The organism is Flavobacterium piscis, from assembly GCF_031457575.1.
Taxonomy (GTDB): domain Bacteria; phylum Bacteroidota; class Bacteroidia; order Flavobacteriales; family Flavobacteriaceae; genus Flavobacterium; species Flavobacterium piscis_A.
This window is the reverse complement of record NZ_JAVDWQ010000014.1, coordinates 100854-127575: the sequence shown is the minus strand read 5'-3', so window position 1 is coordinate 127575 and position 26722 is coordinate 100854. Positions and strand designations below refer to the sequence as shown.

The window sequence follows — 26722 nt, the reverse complement described above, 5'->3', positions numbered from 1 at the left end:
AATGACAAACTAAGCGTAAAATAACTTATGTAATTTTACTAATCCAATTATTCCAAATATTTGTATTTTTAAAACGTGTTGCGTCCGCATTATTTTTTCACAGCTTCATATTTATCCGGAAAAGCAGATTCACCATCTAAATTATTCACTTTCAAAACATCTACATTTTTACTTTCAACAGCATATTTGAAATAATCGGGTTTATTTTTCCCCCAAGTCACGGAACAATTCTGAACTTTTATATTTTCTGCAGTATCGAAATAAAAACCTGAAGTGCTTCCTTTTACAAAACCATCCATTTTTGACGGGCGGCGATCATAAATTCCTCCGGGAAATTGAGACGTTTTATCAATAGAAATATTCACTCCTTCAAAAACGATATTTTTAATCTTGTCCTTTGTTTCTCCGCTAACATAGACTCCGTTTTCTCCAAAACACTGAATATTATTGAAATAAATGTTGCTTATTGCTCCCACTTTTCCTTCGGTTGCGCCTTTTGGAAAACGCCAGTTGGCATCTTTATGGTTTCCGCTTGCGCGACTGTACGCCGTAACGTAAATAGGTTCTGCTTTCCCCCACCAGGTATCAGTAGTCAGCTTTCCTTCAATAATCATATTGGAGAAAATAACATCGCTCACTGTTCCTTCATCCCGATTTTGAATACCAACTCCACGATTACTGTTTTTAATGATACAATTATTGAATACTACCTGTCTGATGGCATCCATATTCTCTGAGCCAATTTTGATGGCACAACTGCTGCTGGTCATCGTACAATTGGTAACCGTTATGTTTTCGCAGGCACCAAATTCTTCAAATTCTCTTCGGTTTTTCAGGCAAATGCAGTCATCACCGCTTTCAATATAACAATCGCTAATACGAACATTTTTGCAATGATCTAAGTCTATACCATCGCTATTACGCACTTTTAAACTGTTTAACAAAGTGATTCCGGTTATGACAACATCGTTACAACCCACAAGATGAATGGTCCAATAAGCTGAATTGCCTATGTGAACATCTTTTATCCTGATGTTTTTTCCGCCAATAATCGTAAGCACATGTGGGCGCGGGTCTAAAACATTGAAAGGTTTCAAAATATAAGCGTCTTCTTCTTCGGCACCCATAAACGAAATGCCGTTTCCGTCAATTTTTCCGCTTCCGCTAATGGTAAAATTCTCTACATTTTTTCCGCCAATCCAGATAGTTCCTTCACCTTTATTTTCGCGAAAAGCACTTTCTGTGTATAATTTTTCGTCCGGGCTTGCCAAAATTTTAGCTCCACCCTCGATGTGCAAATCCACATTCGATTTTACATTAAAAGGTCCGGTCAGAAATGTAAACGGAGCAGGAATCAGTACCTGACCACCTGTTTTACTGCAAGCGTCTATCGCTTTTTGAATAGCAACGGCATCATTCGTTTTGCCATCTCCTTTAGCTCCAAATTTTTTGACATCATATATCTTTTGCGCTACGGCTGTCAATGAAATACAGAAAATGATTATAGCGATTATAAGTTTCTTTATCATTTCGTTTTTATTTATTGAAAGATTATTTTAAAATCTTTGATTTACATTTTTAATTTAAAATTACCAAAAGACAGTATATAATGCCACTAATATCCCGCAAATAATAAAGGAACCAATAATAAACTCTGAAGATACTTTAAACATTGATTTATCTACTTCTATTTTATGTGTTTCCAGTTGTTCTTCTGATTCAGGATTTAAAAGACTAATGGCTACCATTAAAAATACTATTATAAAGAAAGCGATAGTCATCCTGTCTAAAAATGGAAAATCAGGAAAAGCACCATTGGTCCACAGAGGCAGGAACTTTAATATTGCAGCAATAGGAACTGTAAGCAAAGCACCGGCAAGTCCTGCTGTAGGCGTTGTTTTTTTCCAGAACATTCCGAGTAAAAAGATAGCCAAAACTCCAGGCGAAAAGAAACCTACATATTCCTGTATAAACTGATACGCCTGATCTAACGATTTCAATGCCGGAGCAACAAGAGCTGCAATAAACATGGCTACTACAACACACCATCTTCCGGTAAGTACCAGTTTTTTTTCTGTTGCTTCTTTATTAAAATATTTTTTATAAATGTCTAATGAAAAAATCGTGGAAATACTGTTGGCTTTACCTGCCAATGAGGCCACAATTGCTGCTGTTAAAGCCGCCAGGGCCACTCCTTTTAATCCGGCGGGCAATAAGTTCATTAAGGTTGGATACGCATGGTCCGGTTTTAAAACTCCTGCAGCATCAACCATTTCTTGTTGAAACATTCCGTTTTGATGCATTACGTACATCGCAATACCCGGCAAAACGGCAATGACAGGAACTAATAATTTTAAGAAAGCGGCAAACAAAATACCTTTACGCGCCGTTTTCAAATCGGCACCCAAAGCTCTTTGCACGATATATTGATTACAACCCCAGTACGCCAGATTATTAATCAGCATTCCTCCAACAAGTACCGACATTCCCGGTAATTCGTTATAATGCGGATTTGATTTTTCCAATATCATGTGTAGATGACCGGGCGCTTCGTCAGCAATAACAGAAAGCCCTTTCAAAATATCTTTTCCAAAACCAAATTGCTCTGATAATAAGGTTAACGACAAATAAGTCGTAACCAAACCTCCTAAAATCAATACAATAACCTGAAACATATCGGTATAACCAATCACTTTCATTCCGCCTAAAGTAACAATGATAGAGAATAAACTCAATCCGATAACACAAAACTGAAAACTGACAGGTGCTATCGATGAAATAGCCAAAGCCCCTAAATAAATGATAGAAGTCAGATTTACAAATACATATATCAGCAGCCAGATTATTGCCATTATAGTACTTACTGTGCCGCTGTATCTTTTTGCCAAAAATTGCGGCATCGTAAATATCTTGTTTTTAAGATAGACCGGCAGAATAAACATGGCAACTATAATCAATGTAGCAGCCGACATCCATTCGTAAGAAGCAATAGCCAATCCTATGGCAAAACCTGAACCGCTCATACCAATAAAATGTTCTGCTGAAATATTAGAGGCTATCAATGATGCTCCAATGGCCCACCAGGTAAGAGAACCTTCGGCTAAAAAGTATTCGTTGGAACTCGTAGTTGCATTTTTCTTGCTTTTGTAAATGTACATTCCGTAAGATGCAACTATCACAAAATAAATGAGAAAAACGATGTAATCTGCGGTTTGTAAAGTATTCATAATGAGGTTGGTTTGTTTTTGGTTGATAGTTGTTAGTTCGTGGTTGTTGGTTTAATCAGACTTTTAAAAACCATTTTCTTTTGTACAGAAAATAAAGCAAAATCATTTGTACAAGCGTTATTGACAGTGTTGCAAATACTGGCTGCCAAATAAGAGGTGAGAATTTAATAAGTCCTCCAAATACAAAATCTGCAGTATGTTTAAAATTCACCAAACCTTCGGCTGCCATATAAATCAGTATTGAATTTGAACCAATTAGTATTAGCGGAAAAGCCCATTTGTGAAACCCTAAAACATCAATTATCAGATAGAAAAAAGTGAAGAACAAAATACTAAATCCGCCTACATAACACACAAAAGAACTTGACCACAAATGTTTATTGATTGGGAAATCGTAATTCCAAAGAAGTCCTGTTCCTATCAAAACAATTGCGGAAATAACTAATATCAATAGTTTTTTATTGGTCGAAAATGTACCTGAAGCCCTTAAAAAAGTTCCCAGAAACATTCCCAATAAAGCCGTCGCAACAGCAGGTATTGTCGAAAACAAACCTTCGGGATCATAGACTGTGCTATGCAATCTTCCAGGAAGAAATAACCGGTCAATATACCCTTCTAATGAACCTTCTTTAGTTAAAACACCTGCTCCAAAATCTGGAACGGGTATTAATTTCATGGCTAAATAATAGCCAATCAAAATGCCTGCGAACCAAAATATCTGTTTCTTTAAATTAAAATTCAAATAGATAAGGCCTGCAAAAAACCAGGCAAGTCCAATACGTCCCAAAACACTGGCAAAACGGGTTTGGTCGTAGCCATCGAATCGTAATAACCCGTTTACTATAAATCCCAGAAAGATTAAAATACACGTCCTTTTTAACATGGACAGGTATATTTTTTTCTTTTCTTGTGATGGTAATTCCATTGGAGTGCTCACACCTGCGGCATTCATTTTCTTCTCGAAAGAATACGGCATCGAAACTCCTGCAACAAATAAGAATATTGGAAAAATCATGTCATAGAACGTGATGCCTTCCCATTCTGTATGGTGCAATTGTGATGACATCCATACAAAAACCGGAATTGGAGCAGCCTTTGCCAGAGCGTGTACGATATGTTCTCCGCTCATAATCCAAAACATCACAAACCCTCTCAGAGCATCCAGAGAAATTAGTCTTTCACTTGCAGTAGTTTTATTCATTTTTTAGTATTCAGTAGTCGGTTGATAGTATTGAGTGTTCAGTCTCAGTGTTCAGTCTCAGTGTTCAGTCTCAGTGTTCAGTCTCAGTGTTCAGTTTTCAATGTAAAATCGACTAAAAACTGAATACTAAAAACACTGATCACTCTAAAAAACTGATCACTTTAAAAAATTGGCTTGATGGCAAATCCGTAGCTGTATTCATTTTGCGTCAGTTGATATTGTTCATGTGGCGGTAATCCCCAACTGTTGTCTCCTCCTAATCCGCGCTGGGTTAAGTCGACACAAACCACCACCTCATTTCTCGGTGTAATGTCGCTCGAATGAATGCTCTTTTTTGTCAATCCCGGGTCAAAATCACCAGGATAATTATTCAGGGTACTTATTCCTAAAGGCTGCAGTCCTTTTATTTCTAAGCCTTTGCCATTATTATCTGAAAGTGTAAACCAGCGAACATCTGTTTTATATCCATTTTCCTGCGGGCGTGTATAAGGTACATATTGATCGGCTACTTTGCCCTTGTAAATTCCTTTTAATGCAGCAGTGTTTCTGTCGGGATAATTTTCCAAAGGTCCCCTTCCATAATAATCCAGATTATCAAGATCCTTTTTAAGGGAGAAAATCATTCCAAAACGAGGCATTTCTGGCAATACACTATTTCCTTTTTTGAAAGATGGAACTATTTCTAAAGTGCCATCACTAGTCAAAGAATATTTAATTGTATAATCAGAGAAAGCATCATTCAGCTTCAATTTTGCCACAACATATTTTTTCCCGTTTTCCTCAACTACCTGAATATTTTCTAAAGAAGTGTTTTTACCGGCAGTCCTCCATATATTAGATCTAATCTGCATTTTATTTCCAATATCGTTATCTGTTGGTGCTCTCCAAAAATTGGGTTCCGGGTATTGATTAAAATATTCTTCTCCGTTTAAACTGTAATATGAAATTAATCCTGTTGTTTTACTGATTTTTACGGTAACATTGGCTGAACTCAAAACAAAAATCTCTTTTTCATCCTGAATTTCCGAAGGATTAGTTTTTTCTGCTATTGCAAAATACTTGTCACCTTCAATAACGAATTGTTCTCTGGCAATTTCAAAATTTTGAGGCAGCATTTCAGAACCTGTTTTCGTGTATGCAAAAACATTCAATAAATATTCTACTCCTTCTTTTGATTGTAGTTTTGGCAAATCAATTTTAAACTGTTTTTTAGATTTCGGGTTCAAAGCAACATTCATTGTCCCTACTTTTATGCTCTTCCCATTTTCTAAGATTTGATATTTGAAATGGTATTGATTCAAATTTGTAAATCCAAAATCGTTTGTAATTTCAATAACTCCATTTTTAGCATCTACGGCTTCAAATAAGATATCCTGATATACTTTTTTAACCTCAAATGCTCCGGGATGCGGTATTCTGTCTGGCCAAACCAATCCATTATGACAAAAATTTTCGTCATTTGTATAGTTTTGGCTTCCCATATCGCCTCCATAAGCCCAATATTTACGGCCTGCCTCATCTTCCATTTCAAAACCCTGATCTACCCAGTCCCAGATAAATCCACCCTGCATGTTTTTACTGCTTCGAATGATATCCCAATATTCCTGAAAATTTCCACTGCTGTTTCCCATCGCATGCGAGTACTCGCACATAATATACGGACGTGTTACTTCTTTTCGTGCCGCATATTCTTTCATGTAGGCAATTGTTGGATACATCGGACAGATAATATCTGTATTTTCGTTTTCTTTTGCCTGCTCAAACTGAACTAATCTTGTATTGTCTCTCTTTTTTATCCATTTGTAAGCATCATGGAATACAGGCCCGTTGGCACTTTCATTTCCTAATGACCAAATGATTACTGAAGGTGCGTTTTTATCCCTTTCTACCAAATTGTAAATTCTGTCCATGTGAGCCGCATGCCATTCCGGAAGATGACCCGGATTGGTTTTTGGATTCATAAAAGTCTGGCCTTCTACTCCCATTCCGTGGCTTTCGATATTGGCTTCATCCACCAGAAACAAACCGTATTTATTACACAATTTCACCCATCGTATATTGTTCGGATAATGACTGCAACGTACCGAATTGATATTCAGCTGTTTCATCATCTTAATGTCTTTCATCATAGTTTCTTCATCCTGAAAATGTCCTGTTACCGGATTATGTTCGTGAATATTGACACCGTGAACCATTAATCTCACTCCGTTTACGAGTAATTGTCCGCTTTTTAATTCTACTTTTCTGAATCCGATTTGGGTTGAAACGGTTTCTATTATGGCGCCTTTTTCATTTTTTAACGTAAGCAATAAAGTATATAAGTTTGGTGCTTCACTGCTCCATAATTTTGGGTTGGATACATTTTGAGAAAAATTGACTGTTTTGGTTTTATTGGCTTCAAAATTTACTTTTAACTCCTTTGTAAAAATGTTTTTTCCGAAATTATCTACTAATTTTGCTTCTAACTTTTGATTGTTTATTGAAGCAGCTGTCAGGTTTTTTAAACTAACATCTACATTTAAACTTCCGTTTTTATAATTGGAGTCTAAATCAGGTTTTGCAAAAAAATCTGAAATGCGAATATCATTGGTACTATACAAATAAACACTTCTGTCAATGCCTGATAGCCTCCAGAAATCCTGATCTTCGAGATATGAACCGTCACTCCATCTGTAGACTTCTACAGCCAAACTGTTTTTTCCCGGTTTCAGGTATTTAGAAATATTGAATTCTGCAGGACTTTTTGTATTTTCAGTATATCCAACCTTTTTACCATTTACCCAAATATACATAGCCGATGTTCCTGCTTCAAAATGGAGATATACATGTCGGTTTTTCCAGTTTTCAGGCAAAACAAAATCTTTTTTATACGAACCGACAGGATTATCGGAATGATTGATGAAAGGTGGATTTCTTTCAAAAGGATAGGTAATATTGGTATAAATCGGAATACCGTAACCATTTAATTCCCAGTTTGAAGGCACTTGTAATTCTTTCCAATGCAAAGTGCTGAAATCTTCCTTATAAAAATCTTTTGGGCGTTGGTCTGGTGTTGGTGACCATGAAAATTTCCATTTACCATCCAAAGAAAAATACCACGGAGAACTCGTATAATTATCGCTTATTGCCGATACTTCATCTGCATAAGGCAGAAAAGAAGCTCTTGCCGGCTCACGATTTATCTGAAAAACTTCCGGGTTTTCCCAGTCGTTTCTACTAGATTTTTCTTGTCCTGAAACAGTTATCCCGTAAATTGCAAACAGACATAATAAAAGGGTTCTGGTTTTGGTTTTCTGCATTTTAGTATAGTTAGATAGCTACAAGTTGAAGTGAATACAAATAATTGAAATTCATTAAAACTTCAGTTTTTCCGGTAAATATTTAGCCACTAATTCTTTATAATAAGGCAATAATGCTTTAACATCTGGTTTAACAGGTGCTTTTGTATATAAATCATAAGGATTAAATTTTCGTACCCAATCAAACATTTCTATGTCTTTTTCATTCATCAAATGGGCATAGGCATTTTCTTTGTGCTGAGAATAAAACGAATGGTAGCGAATCATATACAAAGCCGGATCCGGTAAATAGTCTTTCATAATCTGATACAGATATTCATCATGTCCCCAGCTCATTTTTACTTTATCAAGTCCACAATTTTCAGTGTAAACTCCCAATTTAGTGTTGAATCTCTCATCTGTATAATCCGGATTTTCCCTGAAAAATTCCGGATAGACGATTTTATCTGAGTACGCACAGCCAACAGGAAAAGTATCCCCCACAACAGCCCATTGCGGTTCACCAAACAAACATAAAATTTTTCCGAGATCGTGTATAAAACCGGTAAGTACAAACCAGTCCGGGTGACCATCGGCCCTGATGGCTTCAGATGTCTGCAAAAGATGCTGCGTTTGGTCTAAGTCAATATCCGGATCGCTGTCATCAACAAGCGTATTCAAAAAATCAACGGCTTCCCAAATTGACATTTCCTTTTTATTAAACTGCAGGAATTCCTGCTCTTTGCTGCATACAAAATCATAGGTTTGATAAGTATGATTTATTCTGTAAAACTCTTTAACTGTTTCTACTCTCTCTGAATCGACATAATTTCTAAATTCCTCTTTTTCTTTTACAGGCTCAGACGGATCCGGATATCGTATTAACAAATCATCTTCCCATTCGTCCAAATTATGCAATGGGTTATCAGTATCTATTGACTTTTTCATAAGATTAAATTAAAAGTTATAAGACAAAAATAGCATTAGATATACGGATCAAAATGGATTAATACATCAAAAACATGGATGGATTTTAATTTTATATCGTTTTTTCAATAAATAATAGTGAAGTATAAATTCCACTAAAAAAAATCCCAAATTCCAATTGTTAAATGAGTTGGAATTTGAATTTCATAAAACTGGAATTTAATTGATCAGCTTGCTTGGAGGAAAACCAAACTGCTTTTTAAAACATCTGCTGAAATACAACGGATCATTAAAACCTACCAAATCGGTAACTTCAGAAACGTTGTATTTTTTTGTCTTCAGCAATTCTGCCGATTTTTTAAGGCGTATTGTTCTGATAAATTCGTTTGGAGCCAAATCAGTTAGTTCTTTGATTTTCCTGTACAATTTTGAAGAGCTTACACCGAGTTTATCACAAAGAAATTCTGTTGACAAATCTTCTTCACTCAGGTTATCATTTATCAGGTTTGTAATTTTCTCCATGAATTCCTCATCAATTGGAGAATGTGTCAGCAGGCTTATTTTACTTTCGACTTCGCCTGAGAATTTTACTTTCAGTTCTAATCTTGATTTGATAATGTTTTCGATAACCGTTTTTAATAATGACGGCTCAAAAGGTTTAACGAGATAACCGTCAGCTCCCGTTTCATATCCTTTAACCTTGTCAACATTTTCTCCAAGTGCTGTTAGCAGCACAACTGGTATATGACTGATAAATTCATCATTCTTTAGTTCTTTGCAAAACTCGAGTCCGTCCATAACCGGCATCATCACATCGGCAACGCATAAAATTGGTTTTATCTGGCGACAGATTTTAAGGCCTTCTTCCCCGTTTTCGGCATCATAAACCTTGTAATAATCCGATAGAAAATCGACCAGATATTTTCTAAGCTCACTATTATCTTCGATAACCAGTATTTTTTGTTTCAGTTCTGTATTCTGAATGGTTTTTTTAGCTGCTTTTTCAGGAATAAGCATACTCAGGTTGTCATTTTTCAAAGCATATTCAAATACTTCTTTGCTTTCATACGAAATGCGGTCTATCGGAATCTCAACTCTAAATGTACTTCCTTTTCCCAATGTGCTTTCTACGGTTATCGCTCCTTTGTGAAGTGCAACCAGCGATTTTACTAATGACAGACCAATACCTGAACCTGTGTTGTGTGCTTTGCTATTTGTAGCCTGATAAAATCGTTTGAAGATTTTTTCCTGGCTTTTTAAAGGAATTCCAATTCCGTCATCGCTTACTTCAATAATTAATATTTCTTCAGTAGTGTTTTTCAATCTGATCAATAAATCTACATTTCCGTATTTATTGGTAAACTTCAAGGCATTAGACAACAGATTATAAAGAATTTTATCATATTTATCATTATCCACCCAACCCGTAATGTTTTCAGCCTCAGCAATAAAGTTCAATTTAATTTTCTTGTTGTATGCCATTTCCTTAAACGATTCGAAGATGTTTTTAGAATAGGTCAGAATATCTGTTTTTGAAACTTTAAGTTTTAACTCGCCAGACTGTGCTTTTCTAAAATCCAACACCTGATTCACCAGGTTTAAAAGCCTGCTGGCGTTTTGATAGATTAGATTGTACCTGCTTTTTTCATAATCAGTTGCATTGTTACTTTCATCCAATAATTGCTTGGCAGGCCCTAAAATGAGTGTCAACGGAGTTCTTAATTCATGTGAAATATTCGTGAAGAATCGAAGTTTTTCATTATTCAGCTTAATATCATGTTCCCTGTTTACTTTCTCGGTAAGCAATTCCTGTTTTAAACGGATGCGATTTTTAATTTCTCTTCTGATAAAATAAAAAATGAAACCCAGCAATAAAAAGACCAGTAAAAATGATATGGGCGTTAACCAAAAAGGGGGAAGGATTTTTATCTGATAAGAAACGACCTTGCTCCAATGTCCATCGCTATTACTGGATTTTATTTTAAACACATAACTGCCCGGATAAAGATTGGTATACTGAACCGTTCTTGAATTACTATTCTCCGTAATCCATTCTTTATCAAAACCTTCCAGCATATATTGAAACTTGTTCAGCTTTTCGTTTGCAAATGACGGGGTCGAAAACTGAAGCGAAAAATTTCGGTTTTTATAGTTCAGTTCTACTTTTTTTCCATAATTCAAATCTTTTAAAAGCGGAACCTGACCGTTAATTTCCATTTCCGGAAATACCTCTTCATTCTGAATTTTAAATTCCGTAATAACAGGTACAGGTGCCCATTTATTTCTTTTCATTGTTTGTGGTGAAAAAGAAATAATACCGTTTTTTCCTCCTAAATAAATATTAGAATTAAAGTTAAAAAAACCGCCGGAACTAAAAACATCCAATCTGTTTCCGCTGTTTACATGGTAAACATTAATATCTTTTAAATCAGACTTAACCCAGGCTATACTATTGTTATTTATATTTAGCCATAAATCTCCATTAGCATCTGATAGCATATCAGTAATCCATTTGCCTGAAAGTTCCTTAAAATTTGTTATCGTTATAAATTTGTTTTTTACAGCATCATACTGACATAATCCAAAACGTGTGGAAGCCCATATTTTTCCTTTTTTATCTGCCATAATATCGCTTACATTGTCTTCATGCGGCACCATGTTTTCTTTTTTGGAAAACGTCTTATAAGTTTCTATTTTGCCTGATACATTATTGAATCTTACAACACCTGTTTCTGTAGCAAACCAAACATTATTTTTGGTATCTTTTTCTATGGCATTAATTTGAAAACCGGGTAATAACTTGCCTTTAGAAGTCTCTATCACTAAAGTTTTGGTATTTAATATAACAGCGCCTTCTCCAAATGAACCTACCATCATCGATTGATCGCCAATCTTGTTAAAAGCAAATACAGGCGATGTCTCAAATCCTGCCTTTATCTCCTTTGAAGTATTGGCAGTATAATTATAAACTAACACATTGCCATTCCAAAGACCGCAATAAAAAATCTTTCCATCATCTGAATAAATACTGGCAATATCCTTTGCTTTATTATGCAAGGGAATAAATCCGTTGGAACTGGAAATAAAAAGACCATTATGATTGGTAACCACAATTACTTTTCCGTCATACGTTTTAGAAAAACCTCTTATTCGCGGAGCCTGATTGCCTATATAACGAGAGATATCTTTATTAAGCGTAAACTGGTTTTCGTAGGGATCGTATTTATCAAGTCCGTCTTCTGTCCCTATCCATAATACTCCTGAGGCATCAAAATAAAGTGCCGAGACTAAATTATCAACTATAGAGGTATTATCTGACAGTATCGAATAATACCATTTATAATTTCCTTCCTGAATGTCCTCCAATTGTTTGCATACCAGTAATCCTCCCAAAGTACCCACCCAATATTTACCATCAGGAGCCTGTGCAACCGACAGGAAATAAGGTCCTAAACTTCCTCTGATTTCCTTATTTTCAATATATAAGTTTGTAAATGAATCATTTTTTTTATCCAACTTATATAAACCTTCCCGGGTTCCTATAAAAATATCAGACTTAGCGTCTTCATAAATAAAATTGATATAAGGGTTTTTTACATTAGAATTTGGGACAGTCAGGGTATAATTATTCATTTTTACAATAGCCCCTTTACTGTCTAAAGTTATTTTGGCTACAGATCCTTTATCATAACTACCCACCCAGATATTTCCTTTTTTGTCTTCAAAAATTTCTTTTACATAATCAAACCCTTTAATTGGGATTTTCTCAAATCTGTTTTCCTTCAAAAAAAACATATAAGCTCCCTGATTTTTTGTCCCTACCCAGACTCTTTTAAATTTATCTACATGTACAGATCGAATTTCTTCTTCTGGTAAACTATTGGGATTATTTTTTTGTTGTAAAAATGTCACAAAAACCTGAGTATCCATTTTAAACAGTGTCAGGCCTTTTCTGGTACCTATCCATAAATGATTTGACTCTTCATCCAGTTCTAATGCCGTTATATCATCATTGTATAATTTATTAATCCCCGGTGAAGAACTCATGTAATTTTTAAACTGATAACCATCAAAACGATTCAATCCTGAAAAAGTTCCAAACCACAAAAAACCTTTTTTATCCTGCACAATATGCCGCACAGAATTATGCGACAAACCATTATTGTCATTATAATGCGTAAATTTTATATTCTGTGAATTAGAATAATAAAACATGATTAAACAAAGGAATAGTGTAAAAGGGTTTAGTCTCATAAAAATGGATTATGTATGCAATTTACTGTTTTTGGAGAAATAAACTTAATTCAGTCTCTCGTAATTAGTGAAGAGTAACTGGCTTTTGGTTTTGCAAAATAGGGTGAGTCTATATTTTAGAGCTATTCACTATTCACTATTCACCCCAATAATTATTAGCTTTAAGGAATTATTCGCTCAATCCGGTTTGCTTTCAAGTCGATTTTAAAATGATTTGAAGGTTTACCATTCATTGTTTTCAGAAATATTTTTGCCCATAAAACGAGCTTCTCATCGTTTGATTTTTCTAATTGTTCACAGACAATTTTGTATTGTTTCATTCTTTTCAAACCTATTTCCGGAAGAGCCAATTCATCGGCATTTTTTAACCTGTAAAAATCGAAAATCATATCAAAACCTGTCCATGATTCAAAATCTTTTTCAGTTAAATTATTGGATACTAATTGTTTTTCAACATCTAAAGTATTTTTATTGATTTGTAATAAATCCTTTCCTGAGAATTTTAGCAGGGATGCTGAAAATTCAACCGGAAAATCTTCAGGCAAAAAACGAAGCCTTACTAATTCCTTTAAATGCCATTGTGTAAAATCCTCATAATCTTTAGCTTTAATAATATCCTTGTTCCAAATTTCTGAGCTTTTTATATTTTGTAAATGAGCATATTCTTCATTATAAAAAGGAAATAAACTATTAAACTTTGCAACTGAATCCACTACAACAGTTTCTACTTCAACAACATCAGCAGAATGAATTGTAAGGATTTTATAAGCCGGCATGTAAGCAGCCAACGAAGGTGTCTGAATATTAAATAAAGTATTTCCTTTTTCAGTCGTTTGAACTCCGGTATCGTTAATGTGCATGTGTCCGCCAAAGTGAACCTGAATACCGGCATCTGCAAATATTTGAGCTACTTCTTCATTAGGAACTCTTGGCAATTGCATTTTGGTAGAACCAAATAATAATTTTAATTCGGGTGAAGCATCATCATTAAAATCAACCATTGGATAATGACTGAAGGCAATCAAGGTTTTCCCTTTTTCTTTGGCTTCCGCCGAAACCTTTTTGATCCAGTCTATTAAATGACTTTTATAAACAAGCACATTGTTATAGCCAATATTAGCACCTGAAAAATCATTCGGATTATCTGGCGATCCTAATAAATTTTTATTAGGAGCATATGCATTGGCATCTATCGCCAAAAGCCAGATTCCTTTAATTGGTTCAATGAGATAACTTGCATCGGGAAGAAATAAATTGGTGTTTTTAACTGCGTAGGTTCTTTTTTCTAAAACAGATTCTGCTAAAGCTTTTTCAAAATCATATTCTTCATACATATAATCTGAAAAAGGGGTTTCCCAATACAAATAGCTTTTCTTTGGAAAAAATCCAAAATCAGCCATTTCATTCAGCGTTTCCTTATATCCCCAGTTTTTTATATCAGCTGTAATGATAGGTTCTAATTGATTTTTCTGCTGTTTTAAATTGGTTTTAGAACTGCTGATAATTTGTTCTTTTCCGTCTTTGCCTAAAAAATCAGTTTTAACAGCATCTTGTGCAAAAGGCTTTACGGCATCATGATTTCCTGTTGTTACGAAAAAGGACATTCCGTATTTTTTTGAGTATTTGTCCAATATTTTTCTCAGTCCGCGAACATGTATCGGCTGTCCGTCATCACTAAAATCTCCGGGAAGTACAACTTGTTTGATTCCTTTTTTTGAAATATCATTTAAAGCTTCTAAAAAAGCAAAATAGTTTTCATTAAAAATTCTGGTAGAATGCAATTGCGAACTCATCGTTCTGATATTGGCATATTCACCAGTTTTGGGATTTTTAATTCCCTTGTAATTATTATCCTCAAACTTTGGAAAAATATCCTGTAAATGAACATCGGCAATAAAGGCAATTTTTACAGCAGTGTTTTTTTCTGTCTGTTTTGATTTACAGCCATATAAAAAAAGTAATAGAAGTATTGAAACCGATATTCTTAACATACAAATTTATTTTAATGCTGAATTTCTATTATTTGTTCTAATTGCTTCTCATTATTTGATGAAATAACGTTCTTAAAAACAATTTGTTTTTGTTTTTCTTTAGGAAGATCAATTGTTTCCATTTTTAAATTTTGAACGTCATCAAATACAAAAGCAGGTCTAAAGTCAGAATCATCTAATGTCAGTTTGATATTTTTCATACTTATTCCATTGGCATGCCTCACATAAAAACCATAAGCAGGCAATTCTCCAAACATAGAAAACTCAGGATATTCTTTTGCTGCTTCCGGTACCTGATTCAATCGGCTTAACGGAATATAGGCCATTCCTTTTGTAGCTCTTCCCGGATAATTAATTTCAATATTTTCTAAAGATACATTTTCAACAGCATAACCTTCCAAACCGACTATTGAAGAAGGAAAAGGGTTATGAAAAAAGTCAACTTCCGGTCCTCTTAAATCATAATTACTATCCGGACGGCCAAATGGAACTTGTACCTTTATATTTTTAATGCTCACATTTTTTATGCTTCCGGGTTTATCGCCACTCCGCAGTCCTAATCGTATAAAAATAGCATTACCGGTATTTACGGCAACTATATTTGATACATCAATATTTTCTATTACAGCTCCGTCAACGGATTCTATAGCAATTGCAGATCGGAATGTATCATAAACTTTAATGTCTTTGATGGTAACATTTTTGAATCCGCCAAAAGAAGCGGTACCGAATTTTATTGCATTTGCACTCGATCGAATGGTACAATTTGCAATATAAACCGAATCGTTAGAATATCCCGGATAATATGATTTTAAACAAATTCCATCGTCGGCGGCGTTGATATCACAGTTCGTTACCCTTACATTTTTACAATCTGTAATATCTATTCCGTCATTATTCCAATAAGAGCGATTTACTATTTTAAGATTATCGAGCGTAAGATTTGTGCATAACTCAAAAGATAGTCCCCAACAGGAAGCTTCACCTGCCTTTAACCCTTCAATTGAAACGTTATTACATTGCGAAAATCGAAATAATTTGGGTCTCATGGTTTCGTTTGGCCTGTTTCGGCGAAGGCTGTATTTTGGATCTACGGCAATACCGGCATGATGAAGACTGTCGATATTTAAAGCCAGTTTTAATCCCTGACCATCAATTGTTCCTTTTCCTTTTAGTGCGATGTTATTGGCTTTATGTGCTAAAATTAAAGCCATTTGGGAATTGTCATCGTTTTTTGGAGAAACGGGTCTTCCGTCAAAAACCATATTAAAGTAATCTTTAGGATTTGTACTTCCCAACAGTACCGATCCTTCTTCAAAATATAAGGTTACATTGCTTTTTAAAATAATACTTCCTGACAAAAATTTGCCTTTTGGAAAAACGACACGTCCTCCTTTATTTTTAAAAGCAGCATCAATTGCTTTTTGAATGGCAATTGTATTAATCGTTTTTCCATCTGTTTTTGAACCGTAATCAGTAATGAGAAAATCCTTTTGATGCTTGGTTTTTTTTTGCGCTTCACAATTTAATCCAAATAAAAAAAGGGTTCCAAATAGATATAAAAAAAACAGTTTTAGTTTGATTTTTGACATTTTATTTTTTTAATATTTTAAAAATCAACAAACGCCTATCAAACTAAAACTGCTCTTTAATTGGTATAAATTTCAGATCATCTTACTTTTTTATGTAAGCCTCTAATTTATCCAAAGTATTTAGTTCTTGTTCTCTTGCGCTTGAAGATATAATTTTTGTTTCTAATTTTTTAGTTGGTTTTGAGATCAACAAATATTGTGTCCCATCATCGTGATTTTTCACATAATCTTTTGGATTATACAGGATAGCAGCACCAATCTCTACAATCTCAGCGGCAACATCTTCAGGGTGTTTTCCCCATACAGCGATATAATTAGTTCCTTTTTTAGTTCCGAAATCTTTAAAATAATTGATTCCTGTAACAAATTGTACTTTTTCACCGCTTAAACTTTCAGCTTCAACTTTAGCTTCTCTTTTTCCTGAAAATACAGTAACACGAACTAAAATATCTACTTTTTTCCCTTTGTAAGGAACTCCTCTTGAAATCATTTCCATCCAGGAAGTGGTGTCTGTTTTTCCAACACGGGCCAAACGGTTTGTAACAGGATTCAACGGAACCACTTTTTCTCCGTCCCAAAGTTTTACTCCTCCTAAACCTACTGTTGATGCCACTTTATAATAATCAGCTCCCCATCCTTCTTTTTGCTGTTCAGGAGTTGGATACCATTGTGCTTTTTTTAACTCTAAACCTGCTTTTGCTTTATTATAAACGTCGATAGCTACTTTATCACTAAAATAGATTCTCAAAGCCATCCATTCGTTTTCAATTGCAGGACCGTGATGCCCGATTGTTTTGTATAAATCTCCTGATTCTGAACCAATATCTGTCAAATAAGTAATTTTATCTGACTTCATATACAAACTTGTGTCTGTATTATTTTGTGCAAAACAAGTACAACCAATCAGCAGAGCGGCAATAAATGATAATTTCATAATTTCAATTATTTATAGATTAATTTAATTTTCGTAAAAATAAAATAACCTTTCCACAATACACCAACATTTTATATAATATTAAAAAATTCGCTTTTTAAAAAAGTTAAACACGGATTTCACAAATTCACACGAATTTCAATCTGCTTTATTGCACCCATTCCTAAAATATCCTGCAATTCTTATAATTCAATTTTAAGAATTAATAAAATTTGTGAAAATTCGTGTAATTTGTGTTTAAAAATTTTAAATTATGAATGCACTTACAAACTATTAAGAAATTGTCATCATATGCCTGAATGGCGTATATCCTGTAATGTAAACATGCTCTCCGTTTGTCCGTAAACTGCCCTGATGATAGGTATACTGCTCGCTATCCAGATTTTCTATGTTCAAATGTTCACATTTTCCAGGGCCAAATTGTATAACATCTTCTCCCATAGAAAGTTCTCCTGTCCCCGATTTTAAGAAATAATTCTTTTTTTCATCCAATGCTGCTCCTGTCATACTGCTTCCTTCCTTAAAACACATTTCGATAGTCACTTCAACATTTGGAGGCCCATCGATTTTAAAATCCAAACTCAGCGTTCCGTTATTTTCTGTAACCTCAATTACCGTAATTTGTTTTTTTTCGTTACTTTTTATTCGCGAATCAAAGTCCATTTTATTCCAAAATCGCCCATCCTGTGACTCAGATAATTTATAATCTCCGTCGGTCCTGCGAAATTCTTCTGTAAGCGGCTGGTAATAATCGGCTTCTTTGGTTTCTTTTAAAATGTATTTATTACCTTCTTTTACGATTCCGTCACTGCTAAAATATCCCATCCTGAAAAACGAAGTCGAAAGCCGCATGTATTTTAAGATTGCATCTCCTTTTCGGTACATCAAAAAATTCGGATTCGAAGATCTTCCTGAAACAATCATTATCGGTTTATCATTTCCGCCAAATAGTGTTGCAGAAGTTTTCCCTCGTCTGATTCTGGCTAAATTTGAAATTGCAAAAAACTTCTCAAAATCATTTGCAACTTTTCCTTCAACGGGAATTTGTTTGCGTAGCACCTCGTTTTCCATAAAGAAAGCCAGCGAATTTGGTAGAATATCATTGATAAATTCGGGGAGATTTTCAATAATATCTACCATATACGCAAACATTGGATTACCCGTACGGATTGCCATATATCGATAAGGCAAATAAAAGTTATTGGCTTTTAAATTCATAAACTGGTCCTGTCTTTTAGAATCAACCGTAACCAAATCGCCATTGGGTTCTGTATAATAAAAATAAGTTATCAGGTTTTTCTTGACTATCTCTAATAACTGCGGTCTGTTCAACAGTCTTGCCATTGTAATTAACGCTTTATCAATAACTGCAGAGTAAATTCCGCTTCTCTCAGAATAATGTCCGTCATCATTTATATAAATTCCCTCGGCCAGCCATTCATCAATTCTTCGAACATATCTTACGTCTGGATATAATGAGTTAATATTTGCCAAAGCAGCACAAATAACCCATCTGTGATTAGGCGTATGAACGCCTCCTGTTACCATTGCTTCCCCTGCATTCAGAATAAACTTTTTCAATTTATTTTTCAACGGCACTAAATCAGCTTCTTTATTACTTTTTAATATAGTAGCAGCCGGACAAATATATTCTAAAATAAAGGCGGTGTCCGGTGGGGATTGCCTGTTTCCACTCGCATCTAAAGTTCCGTCTTCGTATTGCTCTTTTAATAAAATAGCTGTAGCCTTATTCAGTTTTTCTACCAAAAGTTTAGACTTATAATATTCAGAACCGGGATTGCACATCGAAGCAGTCATGGCGGTTATCGTACTTGCTACGCCACGAAAACTACTGAGTTTAATGGTTGGATCAAACGGGGCTTTATTCAATATACTTTTAACTTTGGCATCATTATTCAAAATGAGCTTTTTCATTAATTCAGTATCTTCTTTGACAATGCTGTTGTTTGATAACAGGTCATTTGCAAAAACAACATCACTAACCAAAGCTCCTGCTAATGTCAGGCTTCCTAGTTTGATAAATTCTCCACGGCTCATTTGATGTTTCATATGGATATTTTTTCAACAGAGACCTAAAAGGTTTTTAAAACCTGTTAGGTCTTATTAGTTAAACAAGTATAGGTATGTCTTATTTATCAACTATTTTCATTAATGTCCAATTTATCCCTAATGGACTTTTCGTTACTTTACAAATAAGAGGGAATTCCGGATTTTTTACGATCCACATTTCGGTCTCATCAATCTGAGCGATTACATGCAAGGTTTCTACTGATTTCCCTTCAATTACAACATTGTTTTCGGCTTTATTTTTTTCTAAAAGATATGTTGTATTATTATAAATGAACTGATTGTTTTTTAGTAAATCCTGATACGCTGATTGCGAAATCATAAAAAAGGTTTCTGTGGGTTTTAAGACTACAACCTCTAAATCTTCACCTTGATTATAGCTTAATGCATTCCCTTTTTTCAATGCTTCCTGGCTAATTGCGATTGTGCTGTTTTTGACACCTTTTGTATTTAAATTGAATATAAGCGTGTCTTTAGTCGTTTTGGTAGTCAGTGTCAAGGTTCTTGTCTGACCATGCAGCTTACAGATATAGTGTAATTCGGTATTATTTTTAATTGTGGGAATATAACCTTGTGCGGACATCATTTGATATAGGGCACAAAAAAAGAGTGTTATAATTGTTTTTTTCATCGGTTGCTTATTTTGTTGGTGGTAAAATAGTAGTTCCCCAGGCTGAAGGTTTTGAATCCATTTCGAAAATCAATTCGCCTCCTTTTACAATATCATCGTGTAAAATCCAGGCTTTGTTGTATGGTTTTCCGTTTAACAAAGCTGATTTGATGTACCTGTTTTTATCACTCATTTTTTTAGCGGTAATTTTAAAACTTTTGCCTTCTTCCAACTGTAAAATTGTCTCCTTAATTAACGGCGTATTCAATAAATAATAAGACTGACCTGCATTTGGATACAGTCCCATCATATGAAAAGCCAGCCAGGAAGACATAGCACCAGAATCATCATTACCCGGCAAACCTACAGGCGAAGCATTGAAATTTTCTTTAATAATCGATCTGATTCTGTCACTGCTTAAATGCGGTTTTCCGATCCAGTGATACATAGTAGGTGCCAGAAAAGAAGGTTCATTGGAAACATCGTATAATTTAGCATCAAAAAAAGTATCCAATCTGTTTTTGAAAGCCAGATCACCGCCGGATTTTGCAACAACTGCCGGAATATCATGAGGAACACTTAACGAATATTCCCAAGAAGTTCCTTCATAAAAAAACACGCACCAATGGCACACATACCAAGGAGATTCTGTAATTGTTGGCGTATATTTATAGGTTGGTTTCTGAATTTTTGATTCCCCAAAAACAACATCGTCCAGCCATTTTCCGGAGGCGTCTTTAGGCATAATAAATCCTTTTGCACCATTATTTTCATAATCGGCACGCCACAAATTTTTCCAGTATTCTGATTGTTTTATGTATCTGTCATAAATAGCAGTATAATTTAGACCTTTGGCAACTGTAGCAATATTATAGTCGTTATACGCATAATCCATAGTACGATTTCCTGCGCGGTCGATGCCAAACGGAACATAACCTAATCGCAAATATTCTGTTAATCCTCCCCTGCCTTCTTTTTCTTCATTGCCTCCCGGAGGAACTTCTGCATCTTTAAGCATCGCTTTCAATGCCAGTTCATAATCAATTCCTTTTAAGTTCTTTACAAAAGCATCAGCAATAACTGTTTCTGCATTCGACCCCCCTTGGGTACGACCATTATCATTACCGCTTCTGCCTTCCGGCAAATACCCTTCACGTTTGTAAATATTCAACATCGCATTGACAATTTCAACCTGACGTTTTGGGTCAACTAATGTAATCAATGGGCTGGAAGTTCGAAAAGTATCCCAAATACAATAAAAATCATCATAATAAGGTTCATCATTTGTCCATAACGGATTTTCTCCTGTTCTGTTTACCGGCATTATCATGGTATGATACAAACCTGTGTAAAACATTTTCTTATATTCTTCTGAAGTATCAGCTGACAGTTTAATTCGGCTTAATAGCTGCTCCCATTTATTTTCTAAGTCAGCTAAAACGGTATCGAAATTCCAATGCGGAATTTCAACTTCAATATTATTTTTAGCTTTTAATTCACTTAAAAAAGAAATCCCAATTTTAATATTTAACTCCTGTTTTCCGTCTTTTCCAAAAGAAAGCAGTGCAGCCGTTTTTTTTCCTGAATCAAACTGAGTGGCCTGGTTGCTGTAAAACTTTCCATCCTTCCAGGTAACATATTTAGCTATTGGCTGGTCAAAAACTGCCCAAAAGTAAACAGTATAGGCACGGCCGTTATTCCAGCCGCCTCTGATTCTGCTATATCCCCTGACTTCAGTATCTGAAACAATTTCGATTTGAGAACCTACAAATTGCTGGGATTCTCTGGAATCAGGTACAGGATTTTCTCCCAGAAAAAAACCCGGATCGATCTTTAAATCTTTTGAGACATTTTTAGGATACGTAATACGATAAAAAGAGGCTTTTTCGGCTGTGGTTATTTCTGTTTTGATATTATTTTCTTTGAAAACCGTTTCATAATAGCCCAACTTTACGTTTTCTTTTTCTCTGTATGAAGTTTGATCCAGTTTATCCAAAGCGCCGGAAAAAGGCATAATCTGAATGTTTCCATATTTAGGTCCGCCACCGGTCCCACTCACATGAACCTGACTGAAACCAGTTACTTCTTTTGGCAATGGCAGCCATCCGCTATTTGGACTTACCGTACAATCCGGACTTGGTTTTACCATTCCGTAGGGACATGAAGGACCAATAAAAACCCGCCCATCACCTTCTGATCCAATCATGGGATCTACGTAAGCGTGAACTTTTTGCTGGGCATGTATGGTAATTGTAAAGAATAATGATATGCCTAAAAGTATAATTTTGCTATATATTTTCATTGTTTATTTTATTTCTTTAACACTGTTTGTTGGCATTTTTAAAGTTTTATTTCCAATCAATCGAAGTCAAAGTCATTTGAATGATAATTAACTCAGGATGAAAGTAGTATGTCAGGCTGAGAGTCGAAGTTCTTTCGTGGTAAAAAACTTCGACTAAACTCAGAATGACCATTACATTAAATTTGGTATTACTACTTGGACGTACTCGACATTTCTAAAATTAGTTCTCCTCCACCGGTAATTTTCTCGTGAGAAATATTATAATCTTTTACAGGCACATTATTGTATTTTATTTCTTTTATGAAAATGTTTTCCGGGCTGTTGTCAGGAGCATTGATTATAAACTTTTTGCCTGCATAATATTTTGGATTCAGCTCAATTTCTATTTTATTAAAAATTGGACTTCCGATTTGGTAAACGGGATTTTCATCAGTTCCTCCGTTCATTTGAAATAAGCCAATTTTAAGCAATACATTTAAACTTCCCATTAATCCCTGATCCTCATCTCCGTTATAACCTGTAGCCGGAGATAATCCGCTAAAAGTTTCTTTTACCACATTTCTGGTCCAATATTGTGTTAAATCAGGTCTTCCCAATAAATTAAAAATATAAGATGTCTGTATAGATGGCTGGTTTCCAAAATTTATCGGAATACGGCTAAACTCAGGATGTAATTCGGCATCATGCGACGTTCCCGAAGTAAATTTTAATTTTTGAGCTGTTTCAAACTGAGTGTTTAATTTTGCTGCAGCTATTTCCTTTCCGCCAATTAATTCTGCCAATCCATCAATATCATGAGGCACAAACCAGGTTGACTGCGCACTATTCGATTCTATAAAACCATTTTCATATTGATACGGATCAAAATTTTCACGCCATTTTCCGTTCACATCTTTAGGGCGCATCCATCCTGTTGTTTTGTCAAAAACATTTTGATAGTTTTTAGATCTGACCATAAAATAATTAAAATCTTCTTCATGATTTAATTTTTTAGCCAATTGTGCCAGAGTCCAATCCTGATAAGCATATTCCAAAGTCTGGCTTGCTCCGTCCTGATGGCTTCCAAAATCACCCTCAGGAAGTGGATACGGAACAAAACCTTTCTCCATATAATATTTCAATCCTCCTCCACTATTTGTATTATGTTCATATCCCGCTTTTCCCATAATACCATTTAGCATATGATTTTTTTTCAATGCCAAATAAATAGCTTCCAAATCCTCTTTTACAATCCCTTTTTGAATCGCTGTTACAATAAAAGGCGTAGTTGAAGCGCCTGTCATAACATAGGTATCATTCCCACCCGAAGGACCTCGCGGTATCATACCTCCATCTTTATAATATTGCATTAATGAGTGTACAAATTCCTCCATTATTTCAGGATAAACAAGTCCCCACAGCGTATTTATTGTCCATTGCGCTCCCCAAAATGCATCTGAATTGTAATGATTAAATTTTGGTTTTCCATCTGAATTAAGCGGTAATTGTCCAATTCTGAATTTTTCTCCTGTATTATCAGGATAGGCACCATTTACATCACTAATGATTTTTCGTCCCTGCAAAGCGTGCCAGAGATCCGTATAAAATCTTCTTTGGTCGGTTTCTGTTCCGCCTTCAATCTTGATCCTGCCTAATAAACTATTCCATTCATTTCTTGAGTCGGTAACAACCTTATCAAAATCCCAGTGAGGCAATTCTTCCTGAATATTAGTTGCGGCATTTTCAACAGAAGTGTACGAAATGCCCGCTTTCATTATTATTTTTTTATCCGATTTTGCAAAATTAACCAAATAATTACCCGTACTGGTATTACGCTCTATCGAGGTAACAGGCTTATTAAGTTTAATTTTAAAAAATACGGTTAAGGGTTTCGGACGTCTGAAATTAGTATTTAATACCAATGATCCTGAAAGTTCATAATTATTGTCCTTTTTCAGTATTCCATTTGTATTTTCACAAGGTCCCAGGATTGTATTTAAATTAAAAAGAATCCCTTTTTGTGCATTAACCGGAAAAGTATATTGATGAAATCCTACTCTTTTTGTGCTGGTCAATTCCGCTTTTATCTGATACCTGTTGAGTAACAAAGAATGATAACCCGGAAATATTTTTTCAGACTCATGACTAAATTGAGAATAAAAATCTGAAAAGATAGTTGAACTATTTTCCTTTGTAACCGTTACCGGCATAACAGAAAGTCCGGACATTTGCCATTCATGAATATGACTAAAACCTTTTACGGTATCTGTTGTATATTTGTATCCGCCTCCCCAGTCACCCTTAATTTCTGTATCGGGATTTAAATTCACCATACCAAATGGACGACTTGCAGAAGAAAAGAAAAACCAGCGCGAATTTTCGGTATCAAGCCAAGGATAGACCCTATTTACTAATTCTTTCTTTTTGAAAGCAGTATTTTTTTCGGCTTTGCATGACACTAAAAAAACAAGAGCTAAACTTATTCCAATGCGTCCAATTTTATAAATATTATTTAGTCTCATCTATTCTATTCTATTCTATTCTATTGTATTGGCAGGGCAGTAATATTGTTTGTGCTGAATTGGTTAAGCACCTAAAAACACGCTACATTCAAAAGTTTGAATACATGATTTTTAAATCAGCTGAAAAAATCAAGTTTTAATAAAAAGGAGAAGAATTTTTATCTTCCTCTCCTTTTGCAATCTAGTGGTATTTAATTAGTTTGGATAACCATCGTTCTGGGTTAAGGCAGGGTTTAAAACCCTTGCATTTGTTGGAATTGGGAAAACACGACGGTAAGTCTCAGCATTTGTTTTATATCCCCATTGCCCTTCATATTTTCCAAATCGGATCATGTCGTTTCTGTGCCATGCTTCCTGCGCAAATTCACGGCTTCTTTCTTTATAAAGTTCTTCGAGTGTTACACTGCTCCATGCAGCAGAAGTTGTACGATTTGAACGAACCATATTTACCAATGCTACAGGAGTTTGTCCTAAAGTTTCACCACCACCTCGAAGGATAGCTTCAGCTTTCATCAAAATTACATCTGAGTAACGTAAAAAAGGTACGTCATTATTTTGGTTACGGCTTGTTGAAGTATTATCAGGATAAAATTTAATATTTCTGTATCCCATGTTCCAGGCAATTTCATCATTTCCTAAATCAAATAATTCAGGATTTTGGCGGGGTATAATATCAGGTGTTAAATTTACATGATACGTGTAAGCTGCACCACCATCAGCCCCGGTATAAAACTGGTCATATCCTTTTTTTGTTGTAGTAACCATTACAGGAGTAACCCCATCATTCATGTATTGCAATCCTGTTAACCATTGTCTGTTACGAATATCATTAGGATCATCAAAATAAGCGTAAAATGATGCCAGGGTGCTTCTGGGTGCACTAGGTGTAAAAGCGAGGCCAAACTTAGCTCTTAAAGAACGTGGCACATCATAACGCGAATGAAACATTTGCCCGTTGAAACCAACCGTTACAGCAGAAGGATCGTAAGGAACCGCAAAAATAAATTCCTTCATTTGCGGACCATTATTTGGATAAAACATTTGAAGATAGGTTGCTCTTTGTTCAATATTATATAAACCAGAACCAATTACCTGATCACAAGCCGCAATACAATCATTATAACGCTGCGTTCCCGTGTAAACCTCTGCATTCAGGTACAATTTGGCAAGCAATGCGTTTGCTGTTTGCTTATTAGGTCTTCCATAAGTTGTAATTCCGGATGCCGGATTCAAATTAGGTATCGCTTTTTTTAATTCTTTTTCGATAAAATTAAATACTTCAATTCTGCTCGATTTGGCGCGAGAGTTAAAATCTCCATAAACAGTATCCAATGGTACCCCTCCATAATTGTCCATTAACATAAAATAAGAGATGGCACGCATTGTTTTTACCTCAGAAATCAAAGTTGCTTTTTCTGCACCCTCCGGCATTGCCTGATTTAGAATTGAAATAGTCTGATTACTGATCCCTACTACTTTAGACGACCAATCCCAAAGACTTCCTACGATACCATTATCTGCTGTCCAGTCATGATAATGCATCGCAATATAGTTTCTGTTATCAAACCAGTTACCTCCTCTTGCAGGCAGAATAGCCTCGTCTGTAGATAATGATTGTGTCCACCACCAGGAGAATGAAAAATCACCACGGAAAGCTGAATAAACGGGACCTGTAGTCTGTATATATTGTGTGGAGTTCTGAGGAAAAACTTCCGGAGTAAGTTGTGTGGTAATTGGCACATCCAGATCTTCACATGATGAGAACAGACCAAGCATAAGTACTGGAATTCCTAAATATTTTAATATATTTTTCATAA

14 protein-coding genes are annotated in these 26722 nt (G+C 35.1%); all 14 read right to left on the bottom strand.

Annotated features, from left to right (window positions below):
- Positions 1–89 precede the first annotated feature (89 nt).
- Positions 90–1529: a glycoside hydrolase family 28 protein gene (locus J2W48_RS17875; protein WP_310283063.1), complete on the bottom strand. Its 1440-nt coding sequence runs from the start codon at positions 1527–1529 to the stop codon at positions 90–92.
- A 60-nt stretch (positions 1530–1589) separates the two neighbouring features.
- The gene (locus J2W48_RS17870) at positions 1590–3227 is read right to left on the bottom strand and encodes a sodium/sugar symporter (protein WP_310283062.1); all 1638 of its coding nucleotides are present in this window, start codon (positions 3225–3227) and stop codon (positions 1590–1592) included.
- A gap of 55 nt (positions 3228–3282) precedes the next feature.
- Positions 3283–4428 carry an acyltransferase family protein gene (locus J2W48_RS17865; protein ID WP_310283061.1) on the bottom strand — a complete coding sequence of 382 codons (1146 nt, stop codon included), beginning with the start codon at positions 4426–4428 and terminating at the stop codon, positions 3283–3285.
- A 161-nt stretch (positions 4429–4589) separates the two neighbouring features.
- Complete coding sequence (gene lacZ / locus J2W48_RS17860) at positions 4590–7727, bottom strand: beta-galactosidase, LacZ type (RefSeq protein ID WP_310283060.1); 3138 nt, start codon at positions 7725–7727, stop codon at positions 4590–4592.
- Between the two features lie 54 nt (positions 7728–7781).
- The gene (locus tag J2W48_RS17855) at positions 7782–8654 is read right to left on the bottom strand and encodes an inositol oxygenase family protein (protein ID WP_310283059.1); all 873 of its coding nucleotides are present in this window, start codon (positions 8652–8654) and stop codon (positions 7782–7784) included.
- Positions 8655–8852: 198 nt separating this feature from the next.
- Positions 8853–12887: a hybrid sensor histidine kinase/response regulator gene (locus J2W48_RS17850; protein ID WP_310283058.1), complete on the bottom strand. Its 4035-nt coding sequence runs from the start codon at positions 12885–12887 to the stop codon at positions 8853–8855.
- A 161-nt stretch (positions 12888–13048) separates the two neighbouring features.
- Entirely contained in the window at positions 13049–14878 is a 1830-nt protein-coding gene (locus J2W48_RS17845) for a metallophosphoesterase (protein WP_310283057.1), read from the bottom strand.
- An 11-nt stretch (positions 14879–14889) separates the two neighbouring features.
- A complete protein-coding gene (locus tag J2W48_RS17840; protein ID WP_310283056.1) occupies positions 14890–16470 on the bottom strand; it encodes a glycoside hydrolase family 28 protein in 1581 nt (526 codons plus the stop codon).
- Between the two features lie 82 nt (positions 16471–16552).
- Entirely contained in the window at positions 16553–17404 is an 852-nt protein-coding gene (locus tag J2W48_RS17835) for a DUF4861 family protein (protein WP_310283055.1), read from the bottom strand.
- Positions 17405–17677: 273 nt separating this feature from the next.
- Complete coding sequence (locus J2W48_RS17830) at positions 17678–19474, bottom strand: hypothetical protein (protein WP_310283054.1); 1797 nt, start codon at positions 19472–19474, stop codon at positions 17678–17680.
- 79 nt (positions 19475–19553) lie between these two features.
- Positions 19554–20123 (bottom strand): hypothetical protein, encoded by a 570-nt coding sequence (locus J2W48_RS17825; RefSeq protein ID WP_310283053.1) that lies wholly within the window; start codon positions 20121–20123, stop codon positions 19554–19556.
- A gap of 7 nt (positions 20124–20130) precedes the next feature.
- Positions 20131–22404, bottom strand: a complete 2274-nt coding sequence (locus J2W48_RS17820; RefSeq protein WP_310283052.1) for a GH92 family glycosyl hydrolase — start codon at positions 22402–22404, stop codon at positions 20131–20133.
- Positions 22405–22595: 191 nt separating this feature from the next.
- On the bottom strand, positions 22596–24905 hold the full coding sequence (locus J2W48_RS17815) for a GH92 family glycosyl hydrolase (RefSeq protein WP_310283051.1): 2310 nt from the start codon (positions 24903–24905) through the stop codon (positions 22596–22598).
- A 195-nt stretch (positions 24906–25100) separates the two neighbouring features.
- The gene (locus J2W48_RS17810) at positions 25101–26720 is read right to left on the bottom strand and encodes a RagB/SusD family nutrient uptake outer membrane protein (RefSeq protein WP_310283049.1); all 1620 of its coding nucleotides are present in this window, start codon (positions 26718–26720) and stop codon (positions 25101–25103) included.
- Positions 26721–26722: the final 2 nt, after the last annotated feature.

Coding starts and splice junctions, on each gene's coding strand:
- J2W48_RS17845 (WP_310283057.1), bottom strand. CDS start 14,878: ATGTTAAGAATATCGGTTTCAATACTTCTATTACTTTTTTTATATGGC.
- J2W48_RS17830 (WP_310283054.1), bottom strand. CDS start 19,474: ATGAAACATCAAATGAGCCGTGGAGAATTTATCAAACTAGGAAGCCTG.
- J2W48_RS17815 (WP_310283051.1), bottom strand. CDS start 24,905: ATGAGACTAAATAATATTTATAAAATTGGACGCATTGGAATAAGTTTA.
- J2W48_RS17840 (WP_310283056.1), bottom strand. CDS start 16,470: ATGTCAAAAATCAAACTAAAACTGTTTTTTTTATATCTATTTGGAACC.
- J2W48_RS17810 (WP_310283049.1), bottom strand. CDS start 26,720: ATGAAAAATATATTAAAATATTTAGGAATTCCAGTACTTATGCTTGGT.
- J2W48_RS17870 (WP_310283062.1), bottom strand. CDS start 3,227: ATGAATACTTTACAAACCGCAGATTACATCGTTTTTCTCATTTATTTT.
- J2W48_RS17825 (WP_310283053.1), bottom strand. CDS start 20,123: ATGAAAAAAACAATTATAACACTCTTTTTTTGTGCCCTATATCAAATG.
- J2W48_RS17835 (WP_310283055.1), bottom strand. CDS start 17,404: ATGAAATTATCATTTATTGCCGCTCTGCTGATTGGTTGTACTTGTTTT.
- J2W48_RS17875 (WP_310283063.1), bottom strand. CDS start 1,529: ATGATAAAGAAACTTATAATCGCTATAATCATTTTCTGTATTTCATTG.
- lacZ (WP_310283060.1), bottom strand. CDS start 7,727: ATGCAGAAAACCAAAACCAGAACCCTTTTATTATGTCTGTTTGCAATT.
- J2W48_RS17865 (WP_310283061.1), bottom strand. CDS start 4,428: ATGAATAAAACTACTGCAAGTGAAAGACTAATTTCTCTGGATGCTCTG.
- J2W48_RS17850 (WP_310283058.1), bottom strand. CDS start 12,887: ATGAGACTAAACCCTTTTACACTATTCCTTTGTTTAATCATGTTTTAT.
- J2W48_RS17820 (WP_310283052.1), bottom strand. CDS start 22,404: ATGAAAATATATAGCAAAATTATACTTTTAGGCATATCATTATTCTTT.
- J2W48_RS17855 (WP_310283059.1), bottom strand. CDS start 8,654: ATGAAAAAGTCAATAGATACTGATAACCCATTGCATAATTTGGACGAA.